The organism is Bacillus bingmayongensis (assembly GCF_000299035.1).
Lineage (GTDB): Bacteria > Bacillota > Bacilli > Bacillales > Bacillaceae_G > Bacillus_A > Bacillus_A bingmayongensis.
The window spans coordinates 403,832-429,237 of record NZ_AKCS01000005.1 but is presented as its reverse complement, the minus strand read 5'-3'; the positions used below and the strand labels follow the sequence as shown (position 1 = coordinate 429,237).

At 34.8% G+C, this 25,406-nt stretch carries 28 protein-coding genes; 20 read left to right on the top strand and 8 right to left on the bottom strand.

The window, feature by feature from the left end:
- Positions 1–73: 73 nt before the first annotated feature.
- On the top strand, positions 74–661 hold the full coding sequence (locus Y7E_RS0102370; protein ID WP_017149718.1) for an SCO family protein: 588 nt from the start codon (positions 74–76) through the stop codon (positions 659–661).
- A 56-nt stretch (positions 662–717) separates the two neighbouring features.
- On the opposite strand, the gene Y7E_RS0102365 is transcribed toward Y7E_RS0102370, so the two are convergent.
- The gene (locus Y7E_RS0102365) at positions 718–1,185 is read right to left on the bottom strand and encodes an Hsp20/alpha crystallin family protein (protein ID WP_017149717.1); all 468 of its coding nucleotides are present in this window, start codon (positions 1,183–1,185) and stop codon (positions 718–720) included.
- A 218-nt stretch (positions 1,186–1,403) separates the two neighbouring features.
- Between Y7E_RS0102365 and asnB the strand changes: the two genes are divergently transcribed.
- The 5 genes from asnB (at position 1,404) to Y7E_RS0102335 (ending at position 6,587) form a co-directional block, all read left to right on the top strand.
- Positions 1,404–3,305, top strand: a complete 1,902-nt coding sequence (asnB, locus tag Y7E_RS0102360) for an asparagine synthase (glutamine-hydrolyzing) (protein ID WP_017149716.1) — start codon at positions 1,404–1,406, stop codon at positions 3,303–3,305.
- 93 nt (positions 3,306–3,398) lie between these two features.
- Complete coding sequence (locus tag Y7E_RS0102355; RefSeq protein WP_017149715.1) at positions 3,399–3,758, top strand: GNAT family N-acetyltransferase; 360 nt, start codon at positions 3,399–3,401, stop codon at positions 3,756–3,758.
- 50 nt (positions 3,759–3,808) lie between these two features.
- Complete coding sequence (locus Y7E_RS34135) at positions 3,809–4,144, top strand: hypothetical protein (RefSeq protein ID WP_026049061.1); 336 nt, start codon at positions 3,809–3,811, stop codon at positions 4,142–4,144.
- Between the two features lie 99 nt (positions 4,145–4,243).
- Entirely contained in the window at positions 4,244–5,239 is a 996-nt protein-coding gene (locus tag Y7E_RS0102345) for an N-acetylmuramoyl-L-alanine amidase (protein ID WP_017149713.1), read from the top strand.
- Between the two features lie 385 nt (positions 5,240–5,624).
- The gene (locus Y7E_RS0102335; protein ID WP_017149711.1) at positions 5,625–6,587 is read left to right on the top strand and encodes an ABC transporter substrate-binding protein; all 963 of its coding nucleotides are present in this window, start codon (positions 5,625–5,627) and stop codon (positions 6,585–6,587) included.
- Between the two features lie 64 nt (positions 6,588–6,651).
- Here Y7E_RS0102335 and Y7E_RS31285 read toward each other — a convergent pair.
- Positions 6,652–7,922 (bottom strand): IS3 family transposase gene (locus Y7E_RS31285; protein ID WP_087957740.1). Its coding sequence is split into 2 segments (ribosomal slippage): positions 6,652–7,556 and positions 7,556–7,922, totalling 1,272 coding nucleotides; the frame shifts between segments, so codons are not numbered across the junction.
- Positions 7,923–8,086: 164 nt separating this feature from the next.
- Between Y7E_RS31285 and dat the strand changes: the two genes are divergently transcribed.
- The 5 genes from dat to Y7E_RS0102300 all read left to right on the top strand — a co-directional run bounded on the left by dat (position 8,087) and on the right by Y7E_RS0102300 (position 12,236).
- A complete protein-coding gene (dat, locus tag Y7E_RS0102320) occupies positions 8,087–8,962 on the top strand; it encodes a D-amino-acid transaminase (protein ID WP_017149708.1) in 876 nt (291 codons plus the stop codon).
- Positions 8,963–9,064: 102 nt separating this feature from the next.
- Positions 9,065–9,712: a nitroreductase family protein gene (locus Y7E_RS0102315; protein ID WP_026049059.1), complete on the top strand. Its 648-nt coding sequence runs from the start codon at positions 9,065–9,067 to the stop codon at positions 9,710–9,712.
- A 265-nt stretch (positions 9,713–9,977) separates the two neighbouring features.
- The gene (locus Y7E_RS0102310; protein ID WP_017149706.1) at positions 9,978–10,466 is read left to right on the top strand and encodes a hypothetical protein; all 489 of its coding nucleotides are present in this window, start codon (positions 9,978–9,980) and stop codon (positions 10,464–10,466) included.
- 246 nt (positions 10,467–10,712) lie between these two features.
- Complete coding sequence (locus Y7E_RS0102305; RefSeq protein WP_017149705.1) at positions 10,713–11,582, top strand: AraC family transcriptional regulator; 870 nt, start codon at positions 10,713–10,715, stop codon at positions 11,580–11,582.
- A 105-nt stretch (positions 11,583–11,687) separates the two neighbouring features.
- The gene (locus Y7E_RS0102300) at positions 11,688–12,236 is read left to right on the top strand and encodes a cysteine hydrolase family protein (RefSeq protein ID WP_017149704.1); all 549 of its coding nucleotides are present in this window, start codon (positions 11,688–11,690) and stop codon (positions 12,234–12,236) included.
- A gap of 100 nt (positions 12,237–12,336) precedes the next feature.
- On the opposite strand, the gene Y7E_RS0102295 is transcribed toward Y7E_RS0102300, so the two are convergent.
- A complete protein-coding gene (locus Y7E_RS0102295) occupies positions 12,337–12,786 on the bottom strand; it encodes an NUDIX hydrolase (RefSeq protein ID WP_017149703.1) in 450 nt (149 codons plus the stop codon).
- 249 nt (positions 12,787–13,035) lie between these two features.
- Between Y7E_RS0102295 and Y7E_RS0102290 the strand changes: the two genes are divergently transcribed.
- The 4 genes from Y7E_RS0102290 (at position 13,036) to Y7E_RS0102275 (ending at position 16,420) form a co-directional block, all read left to right on the top strand.
- Positions 13,036–13,473, top strand: a complete 438-nt coding sequence (locus Y7E_RS0102290) for an Hsp20/alpha crystallin family protein (RefSeq protein ID WP_017149702.1) — start codon at positions 13,036–13,038, stop codon at positions 13,471–13,473.
- An 80-nt stretch (positions 13,474–13,553) separates the two neighbouring features.
- Positions 13,554–14,672 carry a GAF domain-containing sensor histidine kinase gene (locus Y7E_RS0102285; RefSeq protein WP_017149701.1) on the top strand — a complete coding sequence of 373 codons (1,119 nt, stop codon included), beginning with the start codon at positions 13,554–13,556 and terminating at the stop codon, positions 14,670–14,672.
- 14 nt (positions 14,673–14,686) lie between these two features.
- Entirely contained in the window at positions 14,687–15,322 is a 636-nt protein-coding gene (locus Y7E_RS0102280) for a response regulator (RefSeq protein ID WP_017149700.1), read from the top strand.
- A 243-nt stretch (positions 15,323–15,565) separates the two neighbouring features.
- Entirely contained in the window at positions 15,566–16,420 is an 855-nt protein-coding gene (locus Y7E_RS0102275; RefSeq protein WP_017149699.1) for a MurR/RpiR family transcriptional regulator, read from the top strand.
- Positions 16,421–16,830: 410 nt separating this feature from the next.
- On the opposite strand, the gene Y7E_RS0102265 is transcribed toward Y7E_RS0102275, so the two are convergent.
- The 3 genes from Y7E_RS0102265 to Y7E_RS0102255 are packed head-to-tail and all read right to left on the bottom strand — an operon-like array spanning position 16,831 to position 18,708.
- Positions 16,831–17,472: an ABC-2 transporter permease gene (locus Y7E_RS0102265; RefSeq protein ID WP_017149697.1), complete on the bottom strand. Its 642-nt coding sequence runs from the start codon at positions 17,470–17,472 to the stop codon at positions 16,831–16,833.
- Positions 17,462–18,328 (bottom strand): ABC transporter ATP-binding protein, encoded by an 867-nt coding sequence (locus Y7E_RS0102260; RefSeq protein WP_017149696.1) that lies wholly within the window; start codon positions 18,326–18,328, stop codon positions 17,462–17,464. Before Y7E_RS0102260 ends, Y7E_RS0102265 begins: the two co-directional genes overlap by 11 nt.
- Positions 18,325–18,708, bottom strand: coding sequence for a GntR family transcriptional regulator (locus Y7E_RS0102255; protein ID WP_017149695.1), 384 nt, complete (start codon positions 18,706–18,708; stop codon positions 18,325–18,327). Before Y7E_RS0102255 ends, Y7E_RS0102260 begins: the two co-directional genes overlap by 4 nt.
- 332 nt (positions 18,709–19,040) lie before the next feature.
- Here Y7E_RS0102255 and gntK point away from each other — a divergent pair, with 332 nt between their 5' ends.
- The 5 genes from gntK to Y7E_RS0102230 all read left to right on the top strand — a co-directional run bounded on the left by gntK (position 19,041) and on the right by Y7E_RS0102230 (position 24,496).
- Positions 19,041–20,579: a gluconokinase gene (gntK, locus tag Y7E_RS0102250; RefSeq protein ID WP_017149694.1), complete on the top strand. Its 1,539-nt coding sequence runs from the start codon at positions 19,041–19,043 to the stop codon at positions 20,577–20,579.
- A gap of 14 nt (positions 20,580–20,593) precedes the next feature.
- Positions 20,594–21,943, top strand: coding sequence for a GntP family permease (locus Y7E_RS0102245; RefSeq protein ID WP_017149693.1), 1,350 nt, complete (start codon positions 20,594–20,596; stop codon positions 21,941–21,943).
- 18 nt (positions 21,944–21,961) lie between these two features.
- Positions 21,962–22,861, top strand: a complete 900-nt coding sequence (gnd, locus tag Y7E_RS0102240; protein ID WP_017149692.1) for a phosphogluconate dehydrogenase (NAD(+)-dependent, decarboxylating) — start codon at positions 21,962–21,964, stop codon at positions 22,859–22,861.
- Positions 22,862–23,010: 149 nt separating this feature from the next.
- Positions 23,011–23,547: an NADPH-dependent FMN reductase gene (locus Y7E_RS0102235; RefSeq protein WP_017149691.1), complete on the top strand. Its 537-nt coding sequence runs from the start codon at positions 23,011–23,013 to the stop codon at positions 23,545–23,547.
- 154 nt (positions 23,548–23,701) lie between these two features.
- Complete coding sequence (locus Y7E_RS0102230; protein WP_017149690.1) at positions 23,702–24,496, top strand: VOC family protein; 795 nt, start codon at positions 23,702–23,704, stop codon at positions 24,494–24,496.
- A 118-nt stretch (positions 24,497–24,614) separates the two neighbouring features.
- Here the strand turns inward: Y7E_RS0102230 and Y7E_RS0102225 are convergent, their stop codons facing one another.
- Complete coding sequence (locus tag Y7E_RS0102225; RefSeq protein ID WP_017149689.1) at positions 24,615–25,037, bottom strand: DUF1801 domain-containing protein; 423 nt, start codon at positions 25,035–25,037, stop codon at positions 24,615–24,617.
- A gap of 142 nt (positions 25,038–25,179) precedes the next feature.
- Positions 25,180–25,392 (bottom strand): hypothetical protein, encoded by a 213-nt coding sequence (locus Y7E_RS0102220; protein ID WP_017149688.1) that lies wholly within the window; start codon positions 25,390–25,392, stop codon positions 25,180–25,182.
- Positions 25,393–25,406 lie beyond the last annotated feature (14 nt).

The window sequence follows — 25,406 nt, the reverse complement described above, 5'->3', positions numbered from 1 at the left end:
CAATTTTCTCATAGTGTTTACTTTTGTTATGATAAACATGTCATACGTAAATTTAGGGAAGAGAGGTTTGAAAATGAAGCGTTATCAAAAGCTGATTGGTCTCATAGTTGTTTTTTGCTTATTTATACTTGCAGGATGTGGCTCAGGATCAAAACTCCGTAAACCATTAAATTGGGACTTGGAAGCATTTCAATACATAAATCAAGATGGTAAAAAGTTTGGAACAAAAGATTTAAAAGGGAAAGTATGGGTAGCTGACTTTATGTTTACAAATTGTCAAACGGTTTGTCCTCCGATGACTGCTAATATGGCAAAGCTACAAAAAATGGCGAAAGAAAAAAAATTAGATGTTCAATTTGTATCATTTAGTGTAGATCCTGAAGTAGATAAGCCAGAGAATTTGAAAGCATTTATACAAAAGTTCACAGAAGATACGAGTAATTGGAACTTGCTAACAGGATACTCATTAGAAGATGTGAAAAAATTCGCAAAGGATAATTTCCAAACGCTTGTAGATAAGCCAGATAATACAGATCAAGTTATGCATGGAACATCGTTTTATCTAATCGACCAAGAGGGTAAAGTGATGAAGAAATACAGTGGAATTAGCAATACACCATATGAAGATATTTTACGTGATATGGAACGGTTATTGAGATAAAAGAAAGAAGGATGCTGAGCATCCTTCTTTTTGTATATAGAAAAAATATATAATGGTTAATCTATGGATAAAATATCGTGCTGTTGTGGAAGTTTTGGAGCACGTATTTCTAAAATGCCATTTTGATAGGAGGCTTTCGCACCTTTTTTTCTAATTAAATATGGAAGTTTAATCATACGAGAAGCTCCTGACATGGATCGCTCACGACGATAGTAGTTATGTGAAACTTCACCTTTTGTTTCTTCCACGATGTCTTCTGTAACAGAGATTTTTAAGTATTCACTTTGAATTTCTATTTGAATTTGTTCCTTTTGAACGCCTGGGAGTTCTGCTTTTATGACTAGTTCTTCGCCAGCTTCATATAGGTCCACGGGGAATGTTAATAAACGGTTTCCTTTTTGAAAAAAGTGATTCATATCTGCAATTACATCACGTAGTGGTGTTTGTTCAAAAAAATCATCAATTTGTTTTAAGTAACTACGAATTGGTGGACGAGACGAAGAATCTTTTTTTTCATCACTCATGTTTTTTGCCTCCTAGAAATCAATTTGCAATATCATATGACAAATGTGTGCGAATGTGAGTGCCTATTTTTCATGTTTACTCAAAAAAAATGGGTAAAATGTGAAATGGAGTGATTTTTTTATAGTTTTTGTCGCCATATTGAGTTGATTATGCTAGTATAAATAGGGTTGATATAGTAGTATAGAAACAGAATGAAAACTGAAAGAGGGTAAGAAGTATGTGTGGTTTTGTAGGATGTTTATGTGAAAACCCTAGAGAGTTTTCAGAAACAGAAAAACATCAATTTGAAAATATGAACACGATTATTTTCCACCGTGGTCCAGATGACGAAGGATATTTTCGTGACGAACATGTACAATTTGGCTTCCGCCGTTTAAGTATCATTGACTTAGAGGCAGGACATCAGCCGCTAACTTATGAAAATGATCGATATGTAATTATTTTTAATGGTGAAATTTACAACTATGTAGAATTACGTGAAATGCTACTTGAAAAAGGTGCAACGTTTGCAACGCAATCTGATACAGAAGTTATCCTTGCTTTGTATGCACACATGAAAGAGAAATGTGTTGATTACCTTCGCGGTATGTTTGCATTTATGATTTGGGATCGTGAAGAAAAGAAACTTTTCGGTGCACGTGACCATTTCGGTATTAAGCCGTTATATATCGCGGAGCAAGGTGATACAACATTCTTTGCATCTGAGAAGAAAAGTATTATGCATGTAATGCAAGATAAAGGGGTAAACCCAACTTCATTACAACATTACTTTACGTATCAATATGGTCCAGAGCCAGAAACGTTAACAACTGATATTAACAAAATTGAACCTGGTCATTATTTTGTAAAAGAAATCGGTAAAGAGATGGAAATTCATCGCTACTGGAAACCGTATTTCAATGCTTCAAATGCAACGAAAGAGGAGCACATTCAAGCGATTCGCGATGTATTATATGATTCTGTAAAAGTTCATATGCGTAGTGATGTGCCGGTAGGTTCATTCTTATCTGGTGGTATCGATTCATCTATCATTGCTTCTATTGCAAGAGAAATGAATCCAAATCTTTTAACATTCTCTGTTGGTTTCGAACGCCGTGGCTTCAGTGAAGTTGACGTTGCAAAAGAAACTGCAGAAAAACTAGGTGTAACAAACCATAGTGTCTTTATTACAGCAAAAGAATTCATGAACGAATTCCCAAAAATCATTTGGCATATGGATGATCCTTTAGCTGATCCAGCTGCTGTACCATTGTACTTCGTAGCAAAAGAAGCACGTAAGCATGTAACAGTAGTTCTTTCTGGTGAAGGTGCAGACGAGCTGTTTGGTGGATATAACATTTATCGTGAGCCAAATTCTTTAAAAATGTTCTCTTACATCCCTACTCCAGGTAAAAGCGTCTTAAAAGCATTAAGTGGTGCGCTTAAAGAAGGATTTAAAGGGAAAAGCTTCTTAGAGCGTGGATGTACACCAATTGAAGAACGTTACTATGGTAATGCGAAAATCTTCCGTGAAGAAGAAAAAGCTGAATTAATGAAGTATTACAATGAGAGTGTTAACTACATGGATATCACGAAACCATTGTATAATGAAATTAAAGATTATGACGATGTTAGCAAAATGCAATACATCGACATGTTCACATGGCTACGTGGTGACATTTTATTAAAAGCTGATAAAATGACGATGGCAAATTCATTAGAACTTCGTGTACCATTCTTAGATAAAGAAGTATTTGACGTTGCGTCTAAAATTCCAACAGAATTAAAAATTGCAAACGGAACGACAAAAGCAATTTTACGTGAAGCAGTGCGCGGAATCGTTCCAGATCACGTATTAGATCGTAAAAAGCTTGGCTTCCCAGTGCCGATTCGTCACTGGTTAAAAGATGAAATGCACGACTGGGCTGTTAATATTATTAAAGAAAGCAAAACAGAGCATTTAATCGACAAACAGTACGTATTAAACTTATTGGAAGCGCATTGTGCAGATAAAGGCGATTATAGCCGTAAAGTTTGGACAGTACTTGCATTTATGGTATGGCACCAAATTTATGTTGAGCATAAATATGATACAAATGAGTTTCATGAAGAAACAAAGCGTGCGTATAGCTTAGTATAAGTAGGAAAACCTTAAGATCGTATACGATCTTAAGGTTTTTTTCATAAATATGTATTGTGCTTGATACAATAAGAATAAGAGGGTGGACAAAATATGATTACGTTTGAAAAAGTGAATACAGAGACAAAAAAAGTTGTTAAAGAAATGTTTGTTTCTCATGGTTTAAATAGGAAGGAAGTTCAATATTGTATAAAAGTTGATGATACATATATTGGTGTAATGGATTATACGGCACAAGGTGAGCATGCGATATTATCTAATTTAATGATTCATTTTGATTACCAAGGTTACGGCTATGGAACAAACGCTTATTTTACATTTGAGGAAATGATGAAGCGTAGAGATATAAAGGATATCCAGGTGTTACAAGGGGATTTAACTGAACAAGCTAAATCTTTTATAGAGGGACTTGGCTTTATATGGAATGGTGAAATGTACATAAAACGCTTTTAGAAGGAAAGGAGATACCTAAGGGAAGAAATGAACATAAGGCAGGTGGATGTATGACGATGACGTCTGGTTTTTTACTAATAGGGGGTTGTTTTGTAGTAGCAGAACTATGCCAAATTTTCATTCGGAAAATGATGCGTAAAAAGCGTAAACCGTATGAATGGCAATACATTCCGGTATTTTGTATTCTGTTTTTTACTTTGTATATATTACAAAATACAATCCACTTTCCGCCAATGTTGAACATTTTTTTGAAGTTTGGCTTAATATATAGTGGAATTGGAATAGCTATTCTTGTTTGTTTATTTTGTATCCGGCATATTCATTATCAGTCGTACATATTTATTTTAAATTGGCTCAATCGGGACGATGGAAACCGCCTTACATAAGGGGGTTTTTTGTTTGTTTTGTAACCAAATCTTTATGTTGTACATAAAATAGGACGAGCATAAATATAAGCTCCATTAAATACAGAAAGGAAATGGTATATGAAGCTAATTATAGATGCAGGTCACGGTGGATACGATTCCGGTGCTGTTGGAAACGGTTTGATTGAAAAAAATCTAACACTTCAAATTGCTAGACGTGTTCGAGATATTTTACTTGCAAATTATACAATTAATATTAAGATGACACGCGATAGTGATGTATTTATTGCATTATCTGAACGTGCGAATATTGCTAATTCTTTCGGAGCAGATTTTTTCATCTCATTTCATATTAATAGTGGCGGTGGAACAGGTTTTGAAAGTTATATTTATAACGGACTATCAGATAGCAGTTCTGCAGCAGCGAAACAACAAAAGATGCATGCAGCAGTTAATCCTGTTTTAACGAAATACGGTTTGCGTGATCGTGGTGCGAAAAAGGCAAATTACGCAGTACTAAGGGAAACAGCTATGGATGCTATATTAACAGAAACAGCTTTTATTGATACAACTTTTGATGCAAATTTATTAAAAAATCCGCAGTTTATAGAAGATTTATGCCAAGCATATGCAAGAGGAATTGTTGCAATTTTAGGGTTAACGGCAAATCCCAATCCCCCAAACCCAAAACCACCAACTCCAGCACCTCAAACAATAGGCGTAGCATATATTCGCGGGAAGAACGTAAATTTAAGAAGTGGCCCATCAACAGCATCTTCAGTCATTCGTCAATTAAATGCTCCAGAATCGTATGTAGTGTATCAGGAAAGTAACGGCTGGCTAGATTTAGGGGCAGGGCAATGGGTATATAATGATCCATCGTATATTGATTATGTGAAATACGGAAATAGCGATGGTAGTCCGATTGGCGTAGCGAATATTCAAGGAACGAATGTGAATTTAAGAAGCGGTCCATCAACGTCATCTTCAGTCATTCGAAAGCTAAACCCTCCAGAATCGTATTTAGTATACACAAATCAAAATGGTTGGCTAAACCTTGGAGGCAATCAATGGATTTATTATGACCCATCTTATATCGAGTACAATCAATATTAAAATATCAACGATTACCAATGAAATTAAATGCCCCCTGCCTTGAATGTCTTGCAAACAGAAGGACATAGAGGGAGGGGCTTTTTGTGAGAAAATAATATATTAATATTGCAAATTATAAAAGTGTTAATTGGACTTATCATTGTACTAGCTATGCAATTCGTGTTAAAAAAGGAAATTCCAAATATGCATTATGTACGTTATGTATTGATTGGGATGACAATTACGTTTGTATGCCTGTTTATTTTTCGTATCTGTCGAGTTAATTGATAGGATGAACTGGAGAAAATATATTCTAGAAAAGTTTTTTAAAAATATATTGACAACTTTCAGTCTATACATTAACCTTTAAAATGTTAATGATAATCAATTTCATCCAGGAGGAAATATGATCCAGACTAAAAATATCTTTATTCTCTGCATTGTAATGTTAATGGTTATGATTGCAGGATGTGGCAAAGAAGAGAAGAAAGAAACGAATGCAGCAGCAAAAGGAACAGATTCGTATGTAATTAAGCATGCGATGGGAGAAACAACGATTAAAGGGACACCTAAAAGAGTCGTTGTCCTGACAAATGAAGGTGCTGAGGCACTTTTAGCCGTAGGAGTTACACCGGTTGGTTCTACAAAGCCAAGAGCTGGTGATGAATGGTATCCGCACTTAGCAAAAGAATTGAAAGATACAAAAGTTGTAGGAACTGAGCGTGACGTTAACTTAGAGGCAATTATGAAACTAAAGCCTGATTTAATTATTGGGAATAAAATGCGTCATGAAAAGGTATATGAACAATTAAAAGAGATTGCACCTACTGTTTATGCTGAAACACTACGCGGAGATTGGAAAGAAAACTTTGCGTTATACACAAAAGCAGTAAATAAAGAAAAAGAAGGTCAAAAAGCGCTGGCTGATTATAAGAAGCGCATTGAAGGAATCAAAGAGAAACTAGGAGATAAAGTATCATCTAAAGTTTCTATCATTCGTTTCGTTCCAGGCGATGTTCGTATTTATCAAAAGAATTCATTCTCTGGTGTTGTTTTAAATGATATCGGATTTAAACGACCACCACTTCAAGATAAGGATGACTTTGCGATAAAAGGTGTTACAAAAGAGCAAATTCCGAATATGGATGGAGACTACTTATTCTATTTCACATCGGATAAAAATGCTGATAAAAATAATGAAGGAAATACAATAGCGAAAGAATGGACAGAAGACCCACTCTTTAAACAGCTACAAGCTTCCAAAAATAATAAAGTATTTGAAGTAGATGAAGTTATTTGGAATACAGCAGGCGGTATTAAAGCTGCAAATCTTATGTTGGATGACATTGAAAAATACTTTTTGAAATAAGTAAAGTAGAGTAGAAAAACACATCACTATTAATGAAGTGAACCCAAAAAGTTAGACAAATATTCTAAGCAGCTAATAAGGATTGGATTCTGTATTGTACAGGGCTCAATCCTTTTAGTTTTATCTTAATACGTTTGTGATTGTAATAGTAAATATATTTTTCTAATTCCAAAGTAAAATGTTCCATGCTTTCGAACTCTTGTAGATAAAGTAATTCAGATTTTAATAACCCAAAGAAATTTTCAATGACTGCGTTATCTAAACAGTTGCCCTTACGGGACATACTTTGCGTAATTTGATGTTCTTTAAGTAAGTGCTGGTATTGAGTCATTTGATATTGCCACCCTTGATCCGAATGGAGTATAGGGGAATCACCTTCGTTTAAACGCTCAAACGCTTGATCTAACATCTTTGTAACGAGTGGAAATACAGGTCGTGTTTCTATATTATAAGCAATGATTTCACCATTAAAGAGATCTAAAACTGGCGATAAATAGAGCTTCTTCCCGAATAAATGGAATTCTGTCACATCCGTAACCCATTTCTCATTAGGCTTAGAAGCCTTAAAATCACGTTGAAGAACATTTGGAGAAATTCTTCCAACATTTCCACGATAAGAACGATACTTCTTCATACGGACAAGAGATTTTAAACCTAGCTCAATCATTAAACGACGTACCGTTTTATGATTGATTGAGTAACTTCGATTTTTTAATTCTAACGTGATGCGTCGATACCCATATCTTCCTTTATGTTCATCGAAAATCTGTTTAATGATTTCTTTTACTTCTTTGTATTTGTCAGGGCGAGTAAATTGTTTCACCCAGTAGTAATACGTACTACGCGCAATCTCAGCTATTTTCACTAAGTGACTTACCTTAAAAACATGCCTTAATTCATAAATTACTTGCGCTTTTTGACGATCTGAGATTTTCTCTCCTCTTGAACTAAGGCGTTCAACTTTTTTAAATATGCATTTTCCATACGTAAACGCTCGATTTCCGCTAATAATGCTTCTTGTGATCCTTCTACTGGCTGTTCTTTCTTTGTTTCTTTTTTCATCGTTGGATCCGGAATATTATATATTACAGCTGTTTCTAAAAGAGACGTCCCTGTTTCATTCATAAAGTTAAGTACGTCCATTTTAAATTGTACAGAGTAATTTGTATACCTAGATCTCAAACCTTCTATTCCATATTTTTTATAGAGACCTACCCATTTCATAATAGATTTATGATGCGTACCTATTCGATTGCCTATGGCTCTATAAGATTCTTCCCCTTCAAGATAGTCCTGAATAGCTTCTAATTTAACTTCTAATGAAAACTTTGCCATAAAAAAACTACACCTCCAATTGTTAATTGTGTCTAACAATTGGGGTGCAGTACATAAAGGGTGATGTGTTTTTTTACCTCCGAAAAAATAACAGAAAATTCTTTCTGTTAAACAGGAAGAAGTTGTAAAATAAAATTAATAAAAAGTAAAGGAGTGGAAAAACGGTGAAAAGTGTTCATAAAGATTGGATTTTGTTTAATGGGAGAATTCTAAATACGAAGGAAGAACAGCCAATGGTTGCATTAGAAGAGAGAGGTCTACAATTTGGAGATGGGATATATGAAGTATTTCGTTTATACAACGGGAAACCTCACTTACTAGATTTACATTTAGAGCGATTTTTTAAATCAATGAAAGAAATTCATCTTGTTCCACCTTTTACAAAAGAAGAATTAATTGAGCAACTTCAACAATTAATTGAGAAAAATCAATTTCAAGAAGATGGGAATGTGTATATTCAAATTTCAAGAGGTATGCAGCCGCGAAATCATGTATATGAATCAAATCTAGAGGCAACTTATTATGCAAACATCGTTGCATTCCCGAGACCGGTATCTGTAATGGAAAAGGGAATAAAAGTAACAGTGGAAGAAGATATTCGCTGGAAGTTTTGCCATATCAAATCTTTAAACCTTCTTCCTAATATTATGATTAAGAATAAAATTAATGAAGAGGGGTATCAAGAAGCAATATTAGTTCGAGATGGAATTGTAACAGAAGGGTGCCATTCAAATTTCTTTATTATAAAAAATAATAAAGTGATTACGCACCCGGCAGATCATCTTATTTTACATGGAATTACTCGTCATCATGTCATTTCATTAGCAAAAGCTCTACATATTGAAGTAGAAGAGCGAGAGTTTTCATTACAAGAAGTATACGGGGCAGATGAATGCTTCTTTACAGCAACGCCTCTTGAAATATTCCCTGTTATTCAAATAGGAGATGAATCATTTGGTCAGGGTGAACGAGGACCTGTTACAAGGAAGTTACAAGAAGCTTATGAAGAAAGTATTGCTACCTTTAACGTAATAAACTGAATGTACAAGGAAAATGAAGCTGGTATTCCTCCAGCTTTTTTTCGTGATATAATCAAGCGTAGGACAATTTTTGAAAACGTTGTAAAAGGGGATTTTATGTATATGAACTATGAAGCATTTAAAGAAGTGATTCACGGACGACGCAGTATCCGGAAGTTTACAGAACAAGAAGTATCTGTTGGTGACATAGAAGAAATTATTGATTGTGCTCGTTACGCACCAAGTGATACGAACTCGCAAACGTGGGAATTTATTGTTATTATGAATCGAGATAAAATTAAAGAAATTGAGCAAATGACATGGGATGCTTTACATAAATTGGCTGAAGAAGCAACGAAAAAAGGAGAAGAAAAAGCAGGCAAATTACTTACACGTTCGTTTGGGCCATATGCAACTGCTTTTTCTGATGCACCGGTCTTAATCGTATGTTTAGCAACGCCTTATGAGTCAAAGTTTCGTGAAAAGATATTTGATCCAATTGACTTCGTCCCAGATGCAGTATGGGAAGAAGAGGGGATTAAGAGTAGCTGTTTAGCAGCACAAAATTTAATGTTAGCAGCACATGCAAGAGGTCTTGGGACTTGCCCAATGACAGGGCCTGTTTTATTAGCTCAAAATGAACTGCGACAATATTTACAAATTGAGCATGAGAAACAAATCAATATGGTAATTTCGCTAGGATATCCAAAAGATAAACCGAAAAAACTTACTCGAAAAGAAGTTGAAGATATTACAAAGTTTATTTTGTAGGATGCTATGTAAAAAAAGACATTGGATGTACCGATGTCTTTTTTTATTTTTTTAGCTGAATATTTTTAAGTGATAATGGGCCAAAATGGAGAATAGGAAGGAATTTCTAATTATTTCTTGAAAAAATTAATGATGTTAAAAAAGAAAGTATGGTACAGTAATGGTGGACAGAATGTTTGTTCACGAAAGTTTAAAAAACTGAATTTAGAAAAGATAATTATTTTTGTATAATAAATAAAGAATAAATTTACAGGGGGGATGAATTTTGAAGAAATTCATAATCGCTGGATTGTCTGCTTTGTTATTGGTTGGGTGTGGTGTTCCAAACGAAAAAAAAGAAACTCAACCAGTAAAAGAAGAACAAGTTGTAAATGCAAGTGATGAGAGTGTAACTCCTTTTCCTGATGGGGCAATGCCGATTGGTGAGGGGAAAGTAAAAGTAATCACGCCAAATGGTACCTCTGAAGATGGGAAGATACCAACTGTCTTTGTAAAGAAGGATGCTCTAATTCAGCAACTTGAATTAGAACTTGCCGATTTTCAAAATGATAAAGAAACATTTGTGTTCGTAGATAATATATTTGAGGATAAACATCATGTTACTAGAATGACGCAGACAACAGTAGAGTTAAAACAAAAAACCTTAGAGACAGGACAACACACGGTAACTGCAGTTCAATTTGAAAATAATGATCCAGCAGGAAAAGTTATTAACTTTGTACAGGCTAAATTTGAAAATAAACCCGCGCAGTAAAATGATACTACTCCGCTATGTTAGAGGGAAAAGGTACATCACGTTAAAGAGTGGTGTACCTTTTTTGTTTTTATTCGTCTTTCCATTGTAGGATCTGCTATGGAATACAACTTTATATGTGAATTTGATACTACATGATAATATGTTTCTCATCTTATAAATACAGGTTACAATAGGAATTAGCACAAATTATCAAAAAATATTTTGATGAAAATATAAAATAGATTACAAGGAGGGAGTGTGAAGATGGATTATTTCGAAAGAATACAAAGCTCTATTGAATTTATTGAAAGCAATCTACAGGACAGATTTAACATTGTCGAAGTTTCTTCGCAATTTTGTTTTTCTCCGTTTCATTTTCAAAGGCTTTTCCAAGCAATTACCGGTTTTTCTGTACAAGAATATATAAGAAACAGGAGGCTATCTGAAGCTGCCATCTTATTAAGGGAAACAAGAAAGAATATATTAGAAATTGCGATTGATTTTCAATATAACTCCCAAGAGGCATTTTCACGTTCATTTGTAAATTATTTTGGAATGACTCCTGCTAAATATCGAAAGTCAGAAATCGATTTACATTTACAAGCTAAGATGAACTTTTTGGACTATAAAAAGGAGATGAAGGGAGACTTGATTATGAATAAACCTAATATTGTACAATTAAGTAAAAAGAATATTATCGGTTTTGAATATAAAACCAATCTAAACAATGAAAAGTACTTTGAGGAAATTCCAAAATTTTATTTTGATTTTGGAAGTAATGAACACTATTTAAGAATTCCTGAGAAAATTGCACCTAATATGTCATATGGTATCTCATGTAATTTTCAGGATGATGGTAACTTTTCGTTCATTGTTGGAGAAGAGGTAAAGGAGAGCGTCACAAAACTAGACAATGGATTTGTTAATTTTGAAATTCCAGAAGGTAAATATGCTGAATTCAAAGTAAATGGCTCTGTTGATTTAGTTCAAAATACGAGAAGGTATATTTATGGTATATGGTTACTAAACTCAAATTATGAAAGAAGAGAAGGGCCAGATTTTGAGATTACCGATGTATTGCAATCAAAATATCCAAATCAAATGAAAATGACAATATATATACCTATATTATAAATATTTCGTAGGGGTTTTGTTTGAATGTGTCGAATACAATATATTGCGTCGTAAAAACACGTTTTCTATTGTTTAGCGTGAAACGAGTAGGGAGGAGACCGAGTGATGAAACGTGCTCTTATAAATATTGATTATACATATGATTTTGTAGCAGAAGATGGTGCTTTAACGTGTGGAAAGCCAGGACAAGATATTGAACAGCATCTTGTAGCGATTACGAAGCAGTATATTGAAAACGGAGATTATGTTGTGTTTGCCATTGATAAACATGAAAAGAATGATTCTTATCATCCTGAGACACAATTATTTCCACCACATAATATAGCGGGAACAAAAGGAAGAGATTTATACGGAGAGCTACAAATGGTATATGAAAAATATCAAGATAATGAGAATGTATACTATATGGACAAAACACGTTATAGTGCTTTTGCTGGAACGGACTTAGAAATGAAACTAAGAGAACGAGGCGTACAAGAAGTCCATCTTGTTGGCGTATGTACGGATATTTGTGTTCTCCATACAGCGGTGGATGCTTATAATAAAGGATTTCACATCGTTGTACATGAAAAAGCAGTGGCCTCTTTTAATGAGCAAGGACATGAGTTTGCAATTGGGCACTTTAAGTCTTGTTTACATGCAGAAGTGCAGTGAAGGTTGATAAGAAAATGAAGGTTATGTCTGTTCCCGACTGGTTATATGTAAGAAGAGGCCTTCAAAATGAAAGGTCTCTTCTTGCATAAGTATCTATGTTTTATATGGATACAACTTGTTGTTGAATTATTTTTTTTATGAAAGGACTAATATTTTCTGGTAATTGATTCAAGCTGGAAAATTTCACTTCTAAAGATTCTGTGCCATCAGCTTGTAAAATCCCCCCCTTTATTTCTTTACTCATATAAGCGATGGTGATGGGATAAAATTCATCACCATTCGATAATTTCACAAAAAATTCTTTTCCAGAAAAAACATCTACTAAGTCAAGTTTCCCAATCTCAATACCTGTTTCTTCGAGAACTTCTCGTCTTCCTGCATCTTCTGTGGATTTACCTAATTCAATAAATCCACCAGGTACTCCCCAAACACCACTTCGTCTTTTCTGAAGTAAAATTTGCCCTTGATCATTTAAAACAGCAACTGCAACACCTGCTAAATTAAGTGGTCGTGGACCAACGATTTTGCGCAAATCTTCAATATATCCCATAGTAATCTCCAAAAGTAATAAGAATTTCAGATTTCAAATTATGTATTCTGCAGTATGTATATAGTTTCCTTGTTTTTTATGAGATATTAATCATTTAGAAATAATAATTTCACATATCGTATTGTATTTAGAACTGAAAAAATACATAATCAAAACATCAAATAAACACTTTGACCTTTTTTGACCATTTGGTATAATAAAAACAGAAAGAGTTAATCTTTCATTCATATCTATAAGGAGGAATAGAAAATGCATAATTTATTTCCAGAATTAGCAAATCGTCAAAATGGTGTTGCCCGATTTGGATCTTCCTTATTTGAGGTGATGACAGATGCGTTCTTTAAACCAATGAACATGACCAGCTTTAAGGTAGATGTTCAAGAGAAACCTGATAAATATGTTGTGCAAGCGGATTTATCAGGATTTCAAAAAGAAAACATTCAAGTCGATTTTGAAAAGGATGTATTAACAATTCAAGCTACTCAAAATAATGAAGTAGAAGAACAAAATGAAAATGGCATATTTATTCGAAAAGAACGTTCTACAGGGTCATTCATTCGTCGTTTTACATTAGATAATGTGGATCAAGAAAACATTGCGGGAGCATTTAAAGACGGTGTTCTTACTGTTACATTGCCTAAACTACAAGAGGAAAACACAAATCGAAAAGTTATTGATATAGAGTAAGGAAGCTGATATATTCAGCTTCCTTTTTATTTATAGTATTTTGAAATTTCTTAATGTTATAATGGTAATTGGTGATGAACATGAATTATGATGAAAAGGAAATGCGGCGTCTAGAAGCACTAAAAGAAATTGCAGAGTTGTTAAATGAGGCAACTAATTTACAGAAAATGTTGGAGAAAGTATTACATACATTATTGCAAGTTATGAATTTACAAACAGGCTGGATCTTTTTTATTGATGAAAAAGGAACGCATCGGATGCTTGTTGATACGAATTTGCCACCAGCGCTCACATGGAAGGAAAAGAAGCCGATGTGTGAAGGGGATTGCTGGTGTATCAATCGATTTGTGAATGGCCGTTTAGAAAAGGCAACAAATATCATTGAATGTAAGCGAATTGAAGATGCCATTGAATATAACTGGGGAGAGACCGAAGAGATTACACATCATGCGACGATTCCTCTTCGCGCTGGAGCAAAGAAGTTCGGTTTATTAAATGTTGCTTCACCTCATAAAACGCATTTTTCAGAGGAAGAACTAGCATTATTAGAAGCAATTGCATTCCAAATCGGAACAACAATACAACGAATTAGACTAGTTGAGAAAGAGCGTAAATATGTAGTTATAGCAGAAAGAAATCGACTCGCCCGTGATTTGCATGATTCTGTTAAACAATTGTTATTTTCAATTATGTTAACTGCTAGAGGGACTCTTGATATGACAAAGAACAAAGAACTGCAAGAGATGCTCAGTTACATAGGGGAATTATCGCAAGAAGCGCTGCAAGAGATGACATTATTAATTTGGCAATTACGGCCAGAAGAATTAGAGAAAGGGCTTGCAGAAGCAGTACAGAATTACGGGAAGTTATTAGGTATTCAAGTAGCAATTCAAATTGATGGGGTTATTTCAATTGGTGATGAAATAGAAGAAGTGCTGTGGCGTGTAAGCCAGGAAGCGTTACATAATTGTAAAAAGCATGCTTCATGTGAGAGAGTGTCTGTTAGCTTAAAAAAGGAAAATAGTAAGTTGAACTTTCAAATTAAAGATGACGGCGTGGGGTTTGTGAAAGAAAAAGTAAGAGATTCAGCACTTGGTTTAAAAAGTATGAAAGAACGAATTGAACTGATGAAAGGAACATTTCGAATAAGAACGAAGCCGGGGCAGGGAACAAAGATTGAGATTCAATTACCGGTTTGAAAGGAAGAAGTTCATTGAAAATTAAACTATTACTTGTAGAAGATCATCATATTGTTCGGAAGGGGCTCGTTTTCTTCTTAAAAACGAAAGAGGAATTTGAAATTATAGGGGAAGCAGAGAATGGGAAAGAGGCGTTAGAGTTTGTTCGAAAAGAAAGACCAGATGTAGTATTAATGGATTTATCAATGCCGAAAATGGATGGGATTGAAGCAACAAAACGATTAAAACAATATGACGCCACAATTAAAATCCTTATGTTAAGTAGTTTTTCAGAGCAAGATTACGTTTTGCCAGCACTAGAAGCTGGCGCGGATGGCTATCAACTAAAAGAAGTACAGCCAGATCAACTTGTTGCTTCCATTATCGCTGTATATCAAGGGAATGCAAATCTTCATCCAAAAGTCACTCCTGCCTTGTTAGGACGGTCAATAGTCAAAGAGGAAAAGCAAGATAGTTTATCTATGCTGACAAAAAGGGAAAAAGAAGTACTTCGTGAAATTGCGAAAGGAAGAAGCAATAAAGAAATAGCAGCAGAACTCCATATTACGGAACAGACGGTGAAAACACATGTTTCAAACGTACTTGCTAAATTAGAAGTAGATGATCGAACGCAAGCTGCGCTGTATGCTGTGAAACATGGTGTTGTATAGAAAAATACATAACAATACCCAATAAAGGTTTTTCTTCTTTCAATAATTAGGTACAATAAAGTGAAACTTTAATCAGTGGGGGTTTTTCATCCCCACTGATTATTAGTTGAACCAATCGGGCTTTTACGGACAGTTGATCTCCCACCTAGCTTCTTTACTTCTTTGCTTTCGCTGAATGTTGAGGTGGGAGGCTTACTGCCCGTTAATGCGGGATAAAGCTACTATGGAAGGAGAAGATACATCATGCCTGGTACGAAAATTGGTATAGGAAAGATTCAGGCTTCATTAAATGGTTTATCGCCGAAGCTTCGAAGTATTGCTGAACATATTATTAAACATCCGCAAGATGTTGTACATAAATCAATTACGGAACTAGCTGAAGTTACTAGCAGTTCAGAAGCAACTATTTTTCGCTTATGTAAGCACCTCGGCTTTCAAGGTTTTCAAGATTTGAAAATTACATTAGCTCGTGAAATTGTACACACACCGATGCAAAATATTCACGAAGAAGTGTCTGCAGAAGATGATCTGGTAACCGTTGCTAAAAAAGTTTTTCATTCGCATATTACAGGGTTACAAGATACATTACATTTATTAAATGGTGCAGGATTAGAAGAAGCAATAAATGTATTGAAAACAGCTGAACGCATTGAGTTTTATGGAAATGGTGGCTCGGGTATTATTGCGATGGATGCGTATCATAAATTTATGAGAACGGGCATTTCGTGTATTGCGCATGTCGATTCACATTTTCAAATTATGGGAGCTGGTTTGCTTACAAAAGAAGCGGTCGTGATTGCAATTTCTCATTCTGGGAGCAATAAAGGATTGCTTGAAGCATTAGAAGTAGCAAAAGCAAGAGGAGCACGCATAATTGCAATTACAAGTTATCAAAAATCGGCATTAAGCCAGCTTGCTGATATAACGTTATATACTTCAACGCGTGAAACGGAATTTCGTACAGAAGCAAGCTCATCACGATTAGCACAGCTCAGTTTATTAGATACTTTATATGTAGGATTGTCATTACAACGACAAGAAGAAACGTTGCAAAACTTACAAAGTATACGTGAAACAATTTCAATGAAGCGAATTTAAAAGCGGTGTAGCTATGCACCGTTTTTATTTTTGTTGATCCGAGTTTAAACAATTTAGAAACATTATTTCATACTCGGAAAGAGGATCTCATTTGTTTTAGGCATCATCCCCCCGTGTATTACTTTAAAGATGATAAAACAATTTATTTGAATCCTGAATCGTTAGGATGTAACAATAAATCAGCTGCACCATATGCAATAGTAAATATTGAATCTAATTCTATTGAAGTTAATTTGAAAGAAGACGTCTATGATAACTCTCAATTTTTAACATCGTATGAAAAATTGCAAGTTCCTGATAGAGAATTTATTCTTAAGGTGTTTTATGGAAATTAAATGAAAGCGAGTAGTTGAGAGGATAACACTAGGAAAATTTACAACGTTAAGTAAATTTTCCTAGTGTTATCTTAATTATAAATCTTTTTTTCTATATATCTTTAGAGATATAACCATTGAAACAAAACCAATAACTAACGAAATGAAACAAGGAATCCATGCTTGAATCATTTGTGGGAATGGTATTGAAAAGCTAATAGGATTCGATTGAATTCCCCTTACAAGAGTAGGAAAGGTAAAAGATATAAAAAAGATAATAAAAAACGAAATAAGTTTTGTTTTGTCATAGCCAAATTTGAATTGAACAGGGATTAGGGTTCCAAATAGTATGCTTAGAATTAAAAAAGTTATTCCCAGGGCATGAAGGCTTAATTTTTCTATGCCTGATGGAATGATAATAGATGTTAGAATACGGATGATGGCGATACAAATGAAAATCACAAAAATAAAGAGGTATTTTGCTTTTACAAATGTATTTCGTGTATATGGAGTCGCACAAAGATAAGCCGCTCCTTTATACGTATCTTCGGATCTAGATATTGTACCAAATAAAATATATTCTACTAAAATCACTGTTAAGAGAAAGCTGACAAGACCGCCGTCGTTAAATTTTAATTGCGAAGAAAGATAAATAGGAGCGATTGCAGCAAAAATAAGTAAAACGAAAAAAGATTTTTTGACTAGCATCAAATCTTTTTTTACAAGGTTAATTAGCATTGTTACCACCTCCGATATAAGTGAGCATAATGTCCTCTATCGTTGGTCTTTCCATTAGCGCGCCAGGTATGAGGCGACGTACAGCCTCTTTTTGATGCGTAATCCCTTCAAATCCATATTTTGATTGATGCAAACTTAAAAAGAGTTTTTGCGTTTGTTCATTAATAAATTGATTGTCTCCTTTTACTAGTGCGTGCGTATCCAGTAAATGATCTTTTTCTTCATTCACTAAGATTCTACCATCATCAATTAAGATTATCATGTCAGCAACTTTATCTAAATCCGAGGTGATATGTGTGGAAAAAAAGACACTTTTTCCAGGCTCTTTCATAAAATCGAGGAGAATATTCATCAATTCACTTCGTACCAATGGATCTAGACCGCTTGTTGGTTCGTCCATAATCAATAAATCTGCGTGGTGGGAGAGTGCCAATGCGACTGCATATTTCATCCGCATGCCTTTTGATAAGGTAGCAATTTTTTGATTTAACTTTAAATGGAACCGTTCTATGTACGATAAAAAGGTGGCTTCATCCCATTCAGTATAGCTTGGGGCAATCACGTTCTTCATTTCTTTCAACGTTAACTCTTCATAGAAGTATCCTTCATCTAACACGATACCGATTTTGTTTTTTGATTTTCTTTCATTTTTGCTCATATCGTTTCCTAAAAAGTGAATTGTTCCAGAATCTTTTAAAACAAGACCTAGGATTAATTTGATTGTAGTAGTTTTTCCAGAACCGTTAGTGCCAACAAAACCAGTAATACAATCTTTGTTTAGTGAAAAAGTCACATTTTCTAATGAAAAACTGTCGTAAGCTTTACTTAAATTATTGACTTCTAATACAGCGCTCATTTTTCTTTCTCCTCCTCTAAAATTAAATCCAGCATGGAATGAAGATCATCTGTATGAATTCCTAAATTTCGAGCCATTTGACAAACTTCGACTAGTTTGACTTCCACCATGTGGCGTTTAGATTCTAGTAACAGTTCTAAGTTTGCAGGTGCTACATAGGATCCTTTGCCAACTCTAGTTACAATAAAACCTTCTGCTTCTAGTTCTGCATAGACTCTTTTTGTGGTTAGGACACTTACATATAAATCATTCGCTAACGAGCGAATTGAGGGCAGTTGTTCACCCTCTTTTAACTCATTGTTGAAAATGGAAGTTTTGATCTGATCTTTTATCTGCTGGTATAAAGGCTGATCTGATATACTGCTTAAAATAATTTTCATTAAACAACCTCATTATTATAAATTGTTATAGTGCAACATACACACCATACACACTATACACACCTTAATTATAATTTACTATTATTGGAATAACAAGAGTTAGTAACAGAAAGGTGACTTGATTTTAAATTTAAAAATCTATTCTAAATGGAATAATGATCAAATTTGTTGTTTTAATTTGTATTCAAAATCTAAGGATTTAGGGAAGAGGAGGATAATATTGAAAAAAATTTTCTTTTTAAAACTTGATTTAAGAAAAAAATTTTTATATACTAATTCATGTAAACGGTTTACTAGATTTGATTTTGCTAGAAATGAAGGGAAGATTCAGTATGGAAACAAGGGGGAGAGTAATCGGGATTGATATCGGTACCACAAGTACAAAAGCGGTTGTGTTTACAGAGAGAGGAAAAGTAGTTGCTTCGCATGCAATTGATTATCCAATCATTCAACCAAATGTAGGATGGGCTGAGCAAGATCCTGATGTAATATGTTCTGCTGTATATAAATCTGTAAGCGTTGCCATTAAAGAGGGTAACGTATTACCGGAAGATATTTCTTCAATCGGTATTAGTACTGCGATGCATGCATTAATTGCGGTAGATAAAAAAGGTTCTCCGCTAACAAGATCTATTATTTGGGCGGATAACAGAAGTACGAAGCAATCAGAGAACCTACTACAACATATGAATGGGCATGAAATTTATCGCCGCACAGGTACACCGATTCATCCGATGTCACCATTATCTAAATTATTGTGGATGAAAGAAGAAGAACCAGAATTATATGCAAGTACTCATAAGTTCATTTCGATTAAAGAGTATGTAATCTATCAATTATTTTCAAGCTATGTTGTTGACTATTCAATTGCATCAGCTACAGGGTTATTTAATTTAGAAACATTAAACTGGGATGTAGATGTATTAGAAATGTTAGATATTTCGTCTGAACAGTTATCAGTGCCTGTACCAACTACGTATATTTTATCAGGAATGAAGCCGGAATTAGCTCAGAAAATGGGGGTTGATGAACAGACTCCAGTTGTAATTGGAGCAAGTGATGGAGTTCTTGCAAATGTCGGTGTTGGCGCAGTATCACCTGGTGAGGCTGCGATTACGATTGGAACAAGTGGCGCTGTTCGAACAATTTCATCGAACATTAATACTGATGAAAAAGGTAGAACGTTTTGTTACGCACTGACAGAAGATCATTGGGTAGTTGGTGGTCCGACAAATAATGGTGGAATCCTACTAAGATGGTTACGTGATGAATTTGGTAGCCCAGAACAAGAGGTAGCGAAAAAACTGGGAATTGATCCGTATGATTTATTAATTCAGTATGCAGAACGTGTACCAGCTGGAGCATCCGGTTTGTTATTTTTACCATTCTTATCTGGAGAACGAGCTCCATATTGGAACGCCAATGCTCGCGGCACATTCTTTGGTATCAACCTTCAGCATAAACGAGAACATTTTATTCGTGCTGTAATGGAAGGGGTTTGTATGAGTGTGTATTCCGTAGCACTCGCGATTCGAGATCAGACGGGGCCTCTTTCTGAAATTCGTGTTTCAGGTGGATTTGCAAAGTCAGCATTTTGGAGACAAATGTTATCCGATATGATGGGGAAAGAATTGCTTGTTCCAGAAAGTCATGAAGCATCTGCACTTGGGGCTGCAGCACTTGCTTTATATGCAATAGGGAAGATTGATTCACTTGAAGAAGTGAAAGAGTGGATTGAAATTGTCCATCATCATGTACCGAATAAAGAAAATACGGCTTTATATTTAGAAATGTTTTACATGTATGAACGACTTTACGATCGTTTGAAAGAAGAATTCGATTGTATAGCTGCTTTCCAACGTAAACAATAGGGGGATTGGGAGAAATGGAAGTTGGAATCGTACTAGCGGCTGTTGTCATACTACTTTTGCTTATTACAGTAGTAAAATGGCATCCATTTGTCGCTTTAATTTTAACAGCAATCGGAGTTGGGCTAGCAATGGGGATGCCATTGATTGCTACTTCACCAAAAGATCCAGGAATTATCGATTCTATTAAACTAGGTCTTGGTAATACGTTGGGATTTTTAGCAATTGTTTTAGCACTAGGAACAATGCTTGGGAAAATGATGGCAGAGTCTGGTGGTGCTGAAAGAATCGCCAATACATTAATAGAGCGTTTTGGAACGAAACGTGTTCACTGGGCAATGATGTTTGTAGCATTTTTAGTAGGGATTCCGGTCTTTTTCCAAGTGGGGTTTGTATTATTAATTCCACTTGTATTTACAATTGCTCTAGAAACAGGAGTTTCTCTTATCACAATTGGTATTCCACTTGTAGCAGGACTTTCTGTTGTACATGGATTAGTTCCTCCGCATCCAGCAGCAATGGCAGCAGTTGGCATCTTTAAAGCTGATGTAGGAAAAACAATTTTATATGCATTAATTGTCGGACTTCCAACAGCGATTATTTCAGGACCGATTTATGGGAAATGGATTGGTGCTCGTATACATAAAAAGGTGCCAGTAGATGTAGCTGAGCAGCTCCTTGAACGAGATACGAAGAAAGAGCTCCCTGGATTCGGTAATACATTATTTACAATTTTACTTCCTGTATTGCTCATGCTTGGAGCATCAGTAGCAGAGATTGCATTAGAAAAATCGAGTCAACTTGCACAGGTGTTACATTTTATTGGAGATCCTGTAGTTGCGTTATTAATTGCGACGATTTATTCATTCTTTAGTCTCGGTTATGCAAAAGGGTTTTCAAAAGATAAGGTGCTACAATTTACAAATGATTGTTTAGGCCCGATTGCGAATATACTTTTAGTTATCGGTGCGGGCGGGGCATTCAATAAAGTGCTATTAGATTCAGGAATCGGTACAACGATTGCGGAAATGGCCAAAGAATCAGAAATTTCCCCGATATTATTAGGCTGGGGCATCGCGGCGCTTATTCGAATTGCAACTGGTTCTGCAACGGTTTCGATGATGACGGCTGCAGGTATTGTAGCGCCTATTGCAGCAAGCATCCCGGGGGTAAATGTTGAATTGTTAGCACTTGCAACAGGAGCAGGATCACTCATTTTATCACACGTGAATGATTCTGGATTTTGGATGATTAAAGAATACTTTGGAATGACTGTAAAAGAAACGCTATTAACATGGACAGCAATGGAAACAATTTTATCTGTTGTTGCTCTTGGGCTTATATCATTATTAAATCTCATTGTATAGAATAGGAGTTTGATTTATATGAAACTAGGATTAATCGGATTAGGAAAGATGGGTTTCCCATTAGCTGAACATTTACACGAAGATGGGCATGAAGTTGTTGTATATGATGTAAATAAAGAGCTTGTTGAAAAAGCAGGACAAACTGGCATTAATGCTCGTAATACATTAAAAGATATGGTAGCAGAACTTGAAGCTCCACGTACGATTTGGGTTATGGTACCAGCTGGAGAAATTGTTGATTCAGTGCTAAAAGATGTATATCCATTATTAGATAAAGGAGATATCGTTATTGAAGGTGGGAACTCTTTCTATAAAGATACATTACGCCGTGCTGAAGAAGCAAAAAGCTTTGGACTTCACTATGTAGATATCGGTACATCAGGTGGTGTAGAAGGAGCACGCTATGGTGCTTGTTTAATGATTGGTGGAGAAAAAGAAATCTTTGACCGATTAGAGCCGTTATTTAAAGACTTATCAGTAGAAAACGGTTATTCCTATGCAGGCCGTGTTGGAAGTGGACATTTCTTAAAGATGGTTCATAATGGGATTGAATACGGAATGATGCAAGCAATTGCTGAAGGATTTGAAGTATTAGATAAAAGCGATTTTAATTATAATTATGAAGACGTGGCAAAGGTATGGGCAAACGGATCGGTTATCCGCGGGTGGTTAATGGACTTAACTGAAAAAGCATTTGCTGATGATCCGAAATTAGATGGAATTAAAGGTGTAATGAATTCTTCTGGAGAAGGAAAGTGGACAGTGGAAACTGCGCTTGAATTACAAGCAGCTGCTCCGGTTATTGCAATGTCATTGTTTATGCGTTACCGTTCTCAAGAAGATGATACATTCCATGGTAAAGTTGTTTCAGCGCTTCGCAATCAGTTTGGTGGACATGCTGTTGTAAAAAATGATTAATTGATATATCGAGAACTCATACGAAAGTATGAGTTCTTTTTTTATTTTTCATACTATTTTCTCAAAGTTTTTCCCTCTTTTTATTGTGTTTTGTGTAGAATTTTCTGATAAGATAGAGATAGAAATTGAAACTAAGGGGAGAAATAAAGATGAAATTAGTTGTAATTAACGGAACGCCACGTAAATTTGGTAGAACACGTGTTATTGCAAAATATATTGCAGAGCAATTTGAAGGGGAATTATATGATCTAGCAGTAGAGGAATTGCCTTTATATAATGGAGAAGAATCACAACGAGAATTAAAGGCAGTAACAAAATTAAAAACTTTAGTGAAAGAAGCAGATGGGGTAGTACTTTGTACACCAGAATATCATAACGCAATGAGCGGTGCACTGAAAAATGCATTAGATTTCTTAAGTAGCAGTGAATTTGTTCATAAACCAGTTGCTCTATTGGCAGTTGCAGGCGGTGGAAAAGGTGGGATAAACGCGCTTAATAGCATGCGTATTGTCGCACGAGGCGTATATGCGAATGCAATTCCAAAACAAGTTATATTAGACGGTTTATACGTGCAAGATGGTGAACTTAGTGAGGATGCAAAACCGTTAATTCATGATCTTTTAAAAGAGTTAAAAGCATATATGAGTGTATATAAAGAAGTGAAAAAGCAATTAGGTGTTGAGTGATAACTTGTTAGGGGTTAATGGTCTATTGTCCATTGCCTCTAACATTAATATGAAAACGATTCCGATCACTAGAGTTTACAGCATAGTAATGTGAACTAGGGAGAGGTTTTAATAAAAATGATTGTACGTATTGAAATTAAGGTGGTGAATGAGGATGATTACACATTTTTCAGAGCTGAAGTTACAGACCGTATCTATTCAAGGTGTAGAACAAGTATATGGAGAACGCCTCGGAATTCCAATTTTATTAAAAACGGATAAACAGATAAGCTTTCGATTAACGCCACATGTAACATTATCTTTTGAAGAAGCATATGAGCCAATTTCGCCTGCCCATTTTGCTTTTCAAGTATCATTTTCAAAATTTCATGAAGCAGCAAAATGGATCCAAGAATCTGGTTTGCTTATTGTAAGGTGGGAAGATGGTCATGAAATTGATGAAGAGGATGGTCGATTAAATCTATATTTTCGTGATGGGGATGGAAACCTCCTAGAGATTATTGCACATAAATATATTGATGAAGGTACTTTAGTTCCGTATACACCTTTAAACATTTTATATATGAGAGAAATAGGTTGCCCAGTCGAAAGTGTACCTATATTTAGAGAATGGTTAAAATCTACTTTATGCATGAAAACATTTGAAGATGGTGAAATTTTTAACTTTGTGATTGGTGGCACGGCCCATATTGTTGCAAGTTGGAAGGGGAGACCTTGGATTCCGATTGCAATGAAAGCTTTGCCGCCGAAGATGCATATTTCATTTGGGACGCCGAGTCTTGATTTTATTCAAATGGTTCAGAAGCATCTAAGACAAAGCGATGTACTATTTCATTTTCATAATAATGAAATATCGTTTGTTCAAGAAGGATATTCTTTTTCTATACAGCATACTCCGCATTTTCAAGCCGATATCCCCAATAAGTTGAATATACCACTTTCTATTTAAGTGGTATATTTTAAGGTTTTGTTTTTTATTATCTATTTGCAATCGAACCCTAAAAACAGGTATTTTGACGGGTATTCAAAATACCTGTTGCTTAATTCATTCGATTGCTATACACACATTAATGATTTGGATACGTTTCCTCCAAAAAACGAATAGATTGTTTGATTAGCGCTTTTAGAACATTAATATCAATGTCTGCTACTTTGTTAATATATATACACGCTTTTCCAGATGTGTGTTTTCCAAAGTCTTTTAATATTTCTTCTCGCTTAGGATCACCAGTTGCAAAGTATAAACTAATTTTGGCCTTGCGAGGGGAAAATCCTACTAATGGAGCATCCCCTTCATGACCAGATGCATATTTATAATGATATGTACCAAATCCAATTATGCTTGGGCCCCACATTTTTGCTGGATAACCTGTTGTTTCAGTAAAGATATCTAATAACTGATATGCGTCTTCTCGTTTTTTTAGGCTGTCAATATTTTCAATAAATTCGATTACACTATTGTTGGTTTCTGTTGTTTTGAGTTTGTACATAATGGAATCGTCCCCCTTTTTAGATATAAGTTTTATCACATATTTAATTATAATATAGAGTTAGAATCAAAGTTGCAGAATCTCATGTATGTTAAAAGAAATAAAAATTTATTTTCCCTTTTCATCAAAAAATAACACAAAATTATTTTATTTCATCTAACTTATCTTTTTTTCTAAATAAATTGGTTTTTGTTATATCTCTAGAGATAATAAATAAAAATAAGTTAACCAAAACTAAAATGACATCTATACAAATGACCCAAAAATCACTTTTTATAAAAGAATTAGTCAAAACCAATATTAATAAGCTAATTCCTGAAATTAAACGTACTTTGTTTTGTTCTATTTTCAACATAAAATCATCTCCTA

Bases quoted from the DNA above. Each gene is read 5' to 3' on its own strand.
- Y7E_RS0102370 (WP_017149718.1), top strand. From the start codon at position 74: ATGAAGCGTTATCAAAAGCTGATTGGTCTCATAGTTGTTTTTTGCTTA.
- Y7E_RS0102365 (WP_017149717.1), bottom strand. From the start codon at position 1,185: ATGAGTGATGAAAAAAAAGATTCTTCGTCTCGTCCACCAATTCGTAGT.
- asnB (WP_017149716.1), top strand. From the start codon at position 1,404: ATGTGTGGTTTTGTAGGATGTTTATGTGAAAACCCTAGAGAGTTTTCA.
- Y7E_RS0102355 (WP_017149715.1), top strand. From the start codon at position 3,399: ATGATTACGTTTGAAAAAGTGAATACAGAGACAAAAAAAGTTGTTAAA.
- Y7E_RS34135 (WP_026049061.1), top strand. From the start codon at position 3,809: ATGACGATGACGTCTGGTTTTTTACTAATAGGGGGTTGTTTTGTAGTA.
- Y7E_RS0102345 (WP_017149713.1), top strand. From the start codon at position 4,244: ATGAAGCTAATTATAGATGCAGGTCACGGTGGATACGATTCCGGTGCT.
- Y7E_RS0102335 (WP_017149711.1), top strand. From the start codon at position 5,625: ATGATCCAGACTAAAAATATCTTTATTCTCTGCATTGTAATGTTAATG.
- Y7E_RS0102315 (WP_026049059.1), top strand. From the start codon at position 9,065: ATGAACTATGAAGCATTTAAAGAAGTGATTCACGGACGACGCAGTATC.
- Y7E_RS0102305 (WP_017149705.1), top strand. From the start codon at position 10,713: ATGGATTATTTCGAAAGAATACAAAGCTCTATTGAATTTATTGAAAGC.
- Y7E_RS0102300 (WP_017149704.1), top strand. From the start codon at position 11,688: ATGAAACGTGCTCTTATAAATATTGATTATACATATGATTTTGTAGCA.
- Y7E_RS0102295 (WP_017149703.1), bottom strand. From the start codon at position 12,786: ATGGGATATATTGAAGATTTGCGCAAAATCGTTGGTCCACGACCACTT.
- Y7E_RS0102290 (WP_017149702.1), top strand. From the start codon at position 13,036: ATGCATAATTTATTTCCAGAATTAGCAAATCGTCAAAATGGTGTTGCC.
- Y7E_RS0102285 (WP_017149701.1), top strand. From the start codon at position 13,554: ATGAATTATGATGAAAAGGAAATGCGGCGTCTAGAAGCACTAAAAGAA.
- Y7E_RS0102275 (WP_017149699.1), top strand. From the start codon at position 15,566: ATGCCTGGTACGAAAATTGGTATAGGAAAGATTCAGGCTTCATTAAAT.
- Y7E_RS0102265 (WP_017149697.1), bottom strand. From the start codon at position 17,472: ATGCTAATTAACCTTGTAAAAAAAGATTTGATGCTAGTCAAAAAATCT.
- Y7E_RS0102260 (WP_017149696.1), bottom strand. From the start codon at position 18,328: ATGAGCGCTGTATTAGAAGTCAATAATTTAAGTAAAGCTTACGACAGT.
- Y7E_RS0102255 (WP_017149695.1), bottom strand. From the start codon at position 18,708: ATGAAAATTATTTTAAGCAGTATATCAGATCAGCCTTTATACCAGCAG.
- gntK (WP_017149694.1), top strand. From the start codon at position 19,041: ATGGAAACAAGGGGGAGAGTAATCGGGATTGATATCGGTACCACAAGT.
- Y7E_RS0102245 (WP_017149693.1), top strand. From the start codon at position 20,594: ATGGAAGTTGGAATCGTACTAGCGGCTGTTGTCATACTACTTTTGCTT.
- gnd (WP_017149692.1), top strand. From the start codon at position 21,962: ATGAAACTAGGATTAATCGGATTAGGAAAGATGGGTTTCCCATTAGCT.
- Y7E_RS0102235 (WP_017149691.1), top strand. From the start codon at position 23,011: ATGAAATTAGTTGTAATTAACGGAACGCCACGTAAATTTGGTAGAACA.
- Y7E_RS0102230 (WP_017149690.1), top strand. From the start codon at position 23,702: ATGATTACACATTTTTCAGAGCTGAAGTTACAGACCGTATCTATTCAA.
- Y7E_RS0102225 (WP_017149689.1), bottom strand. From the start codon at position 25,037: ATGTACAAACTCAAAACAACAGAAACCAACAATAGTGTAATCGAATTT.
- Y7E_RS0102220 (WP_017149688.1), bottom strand. From the start codon at position 25,392: ATGTTGAAAATAGAACAAAACAAAGTACGTTTAATTTCAGGAATTAGC.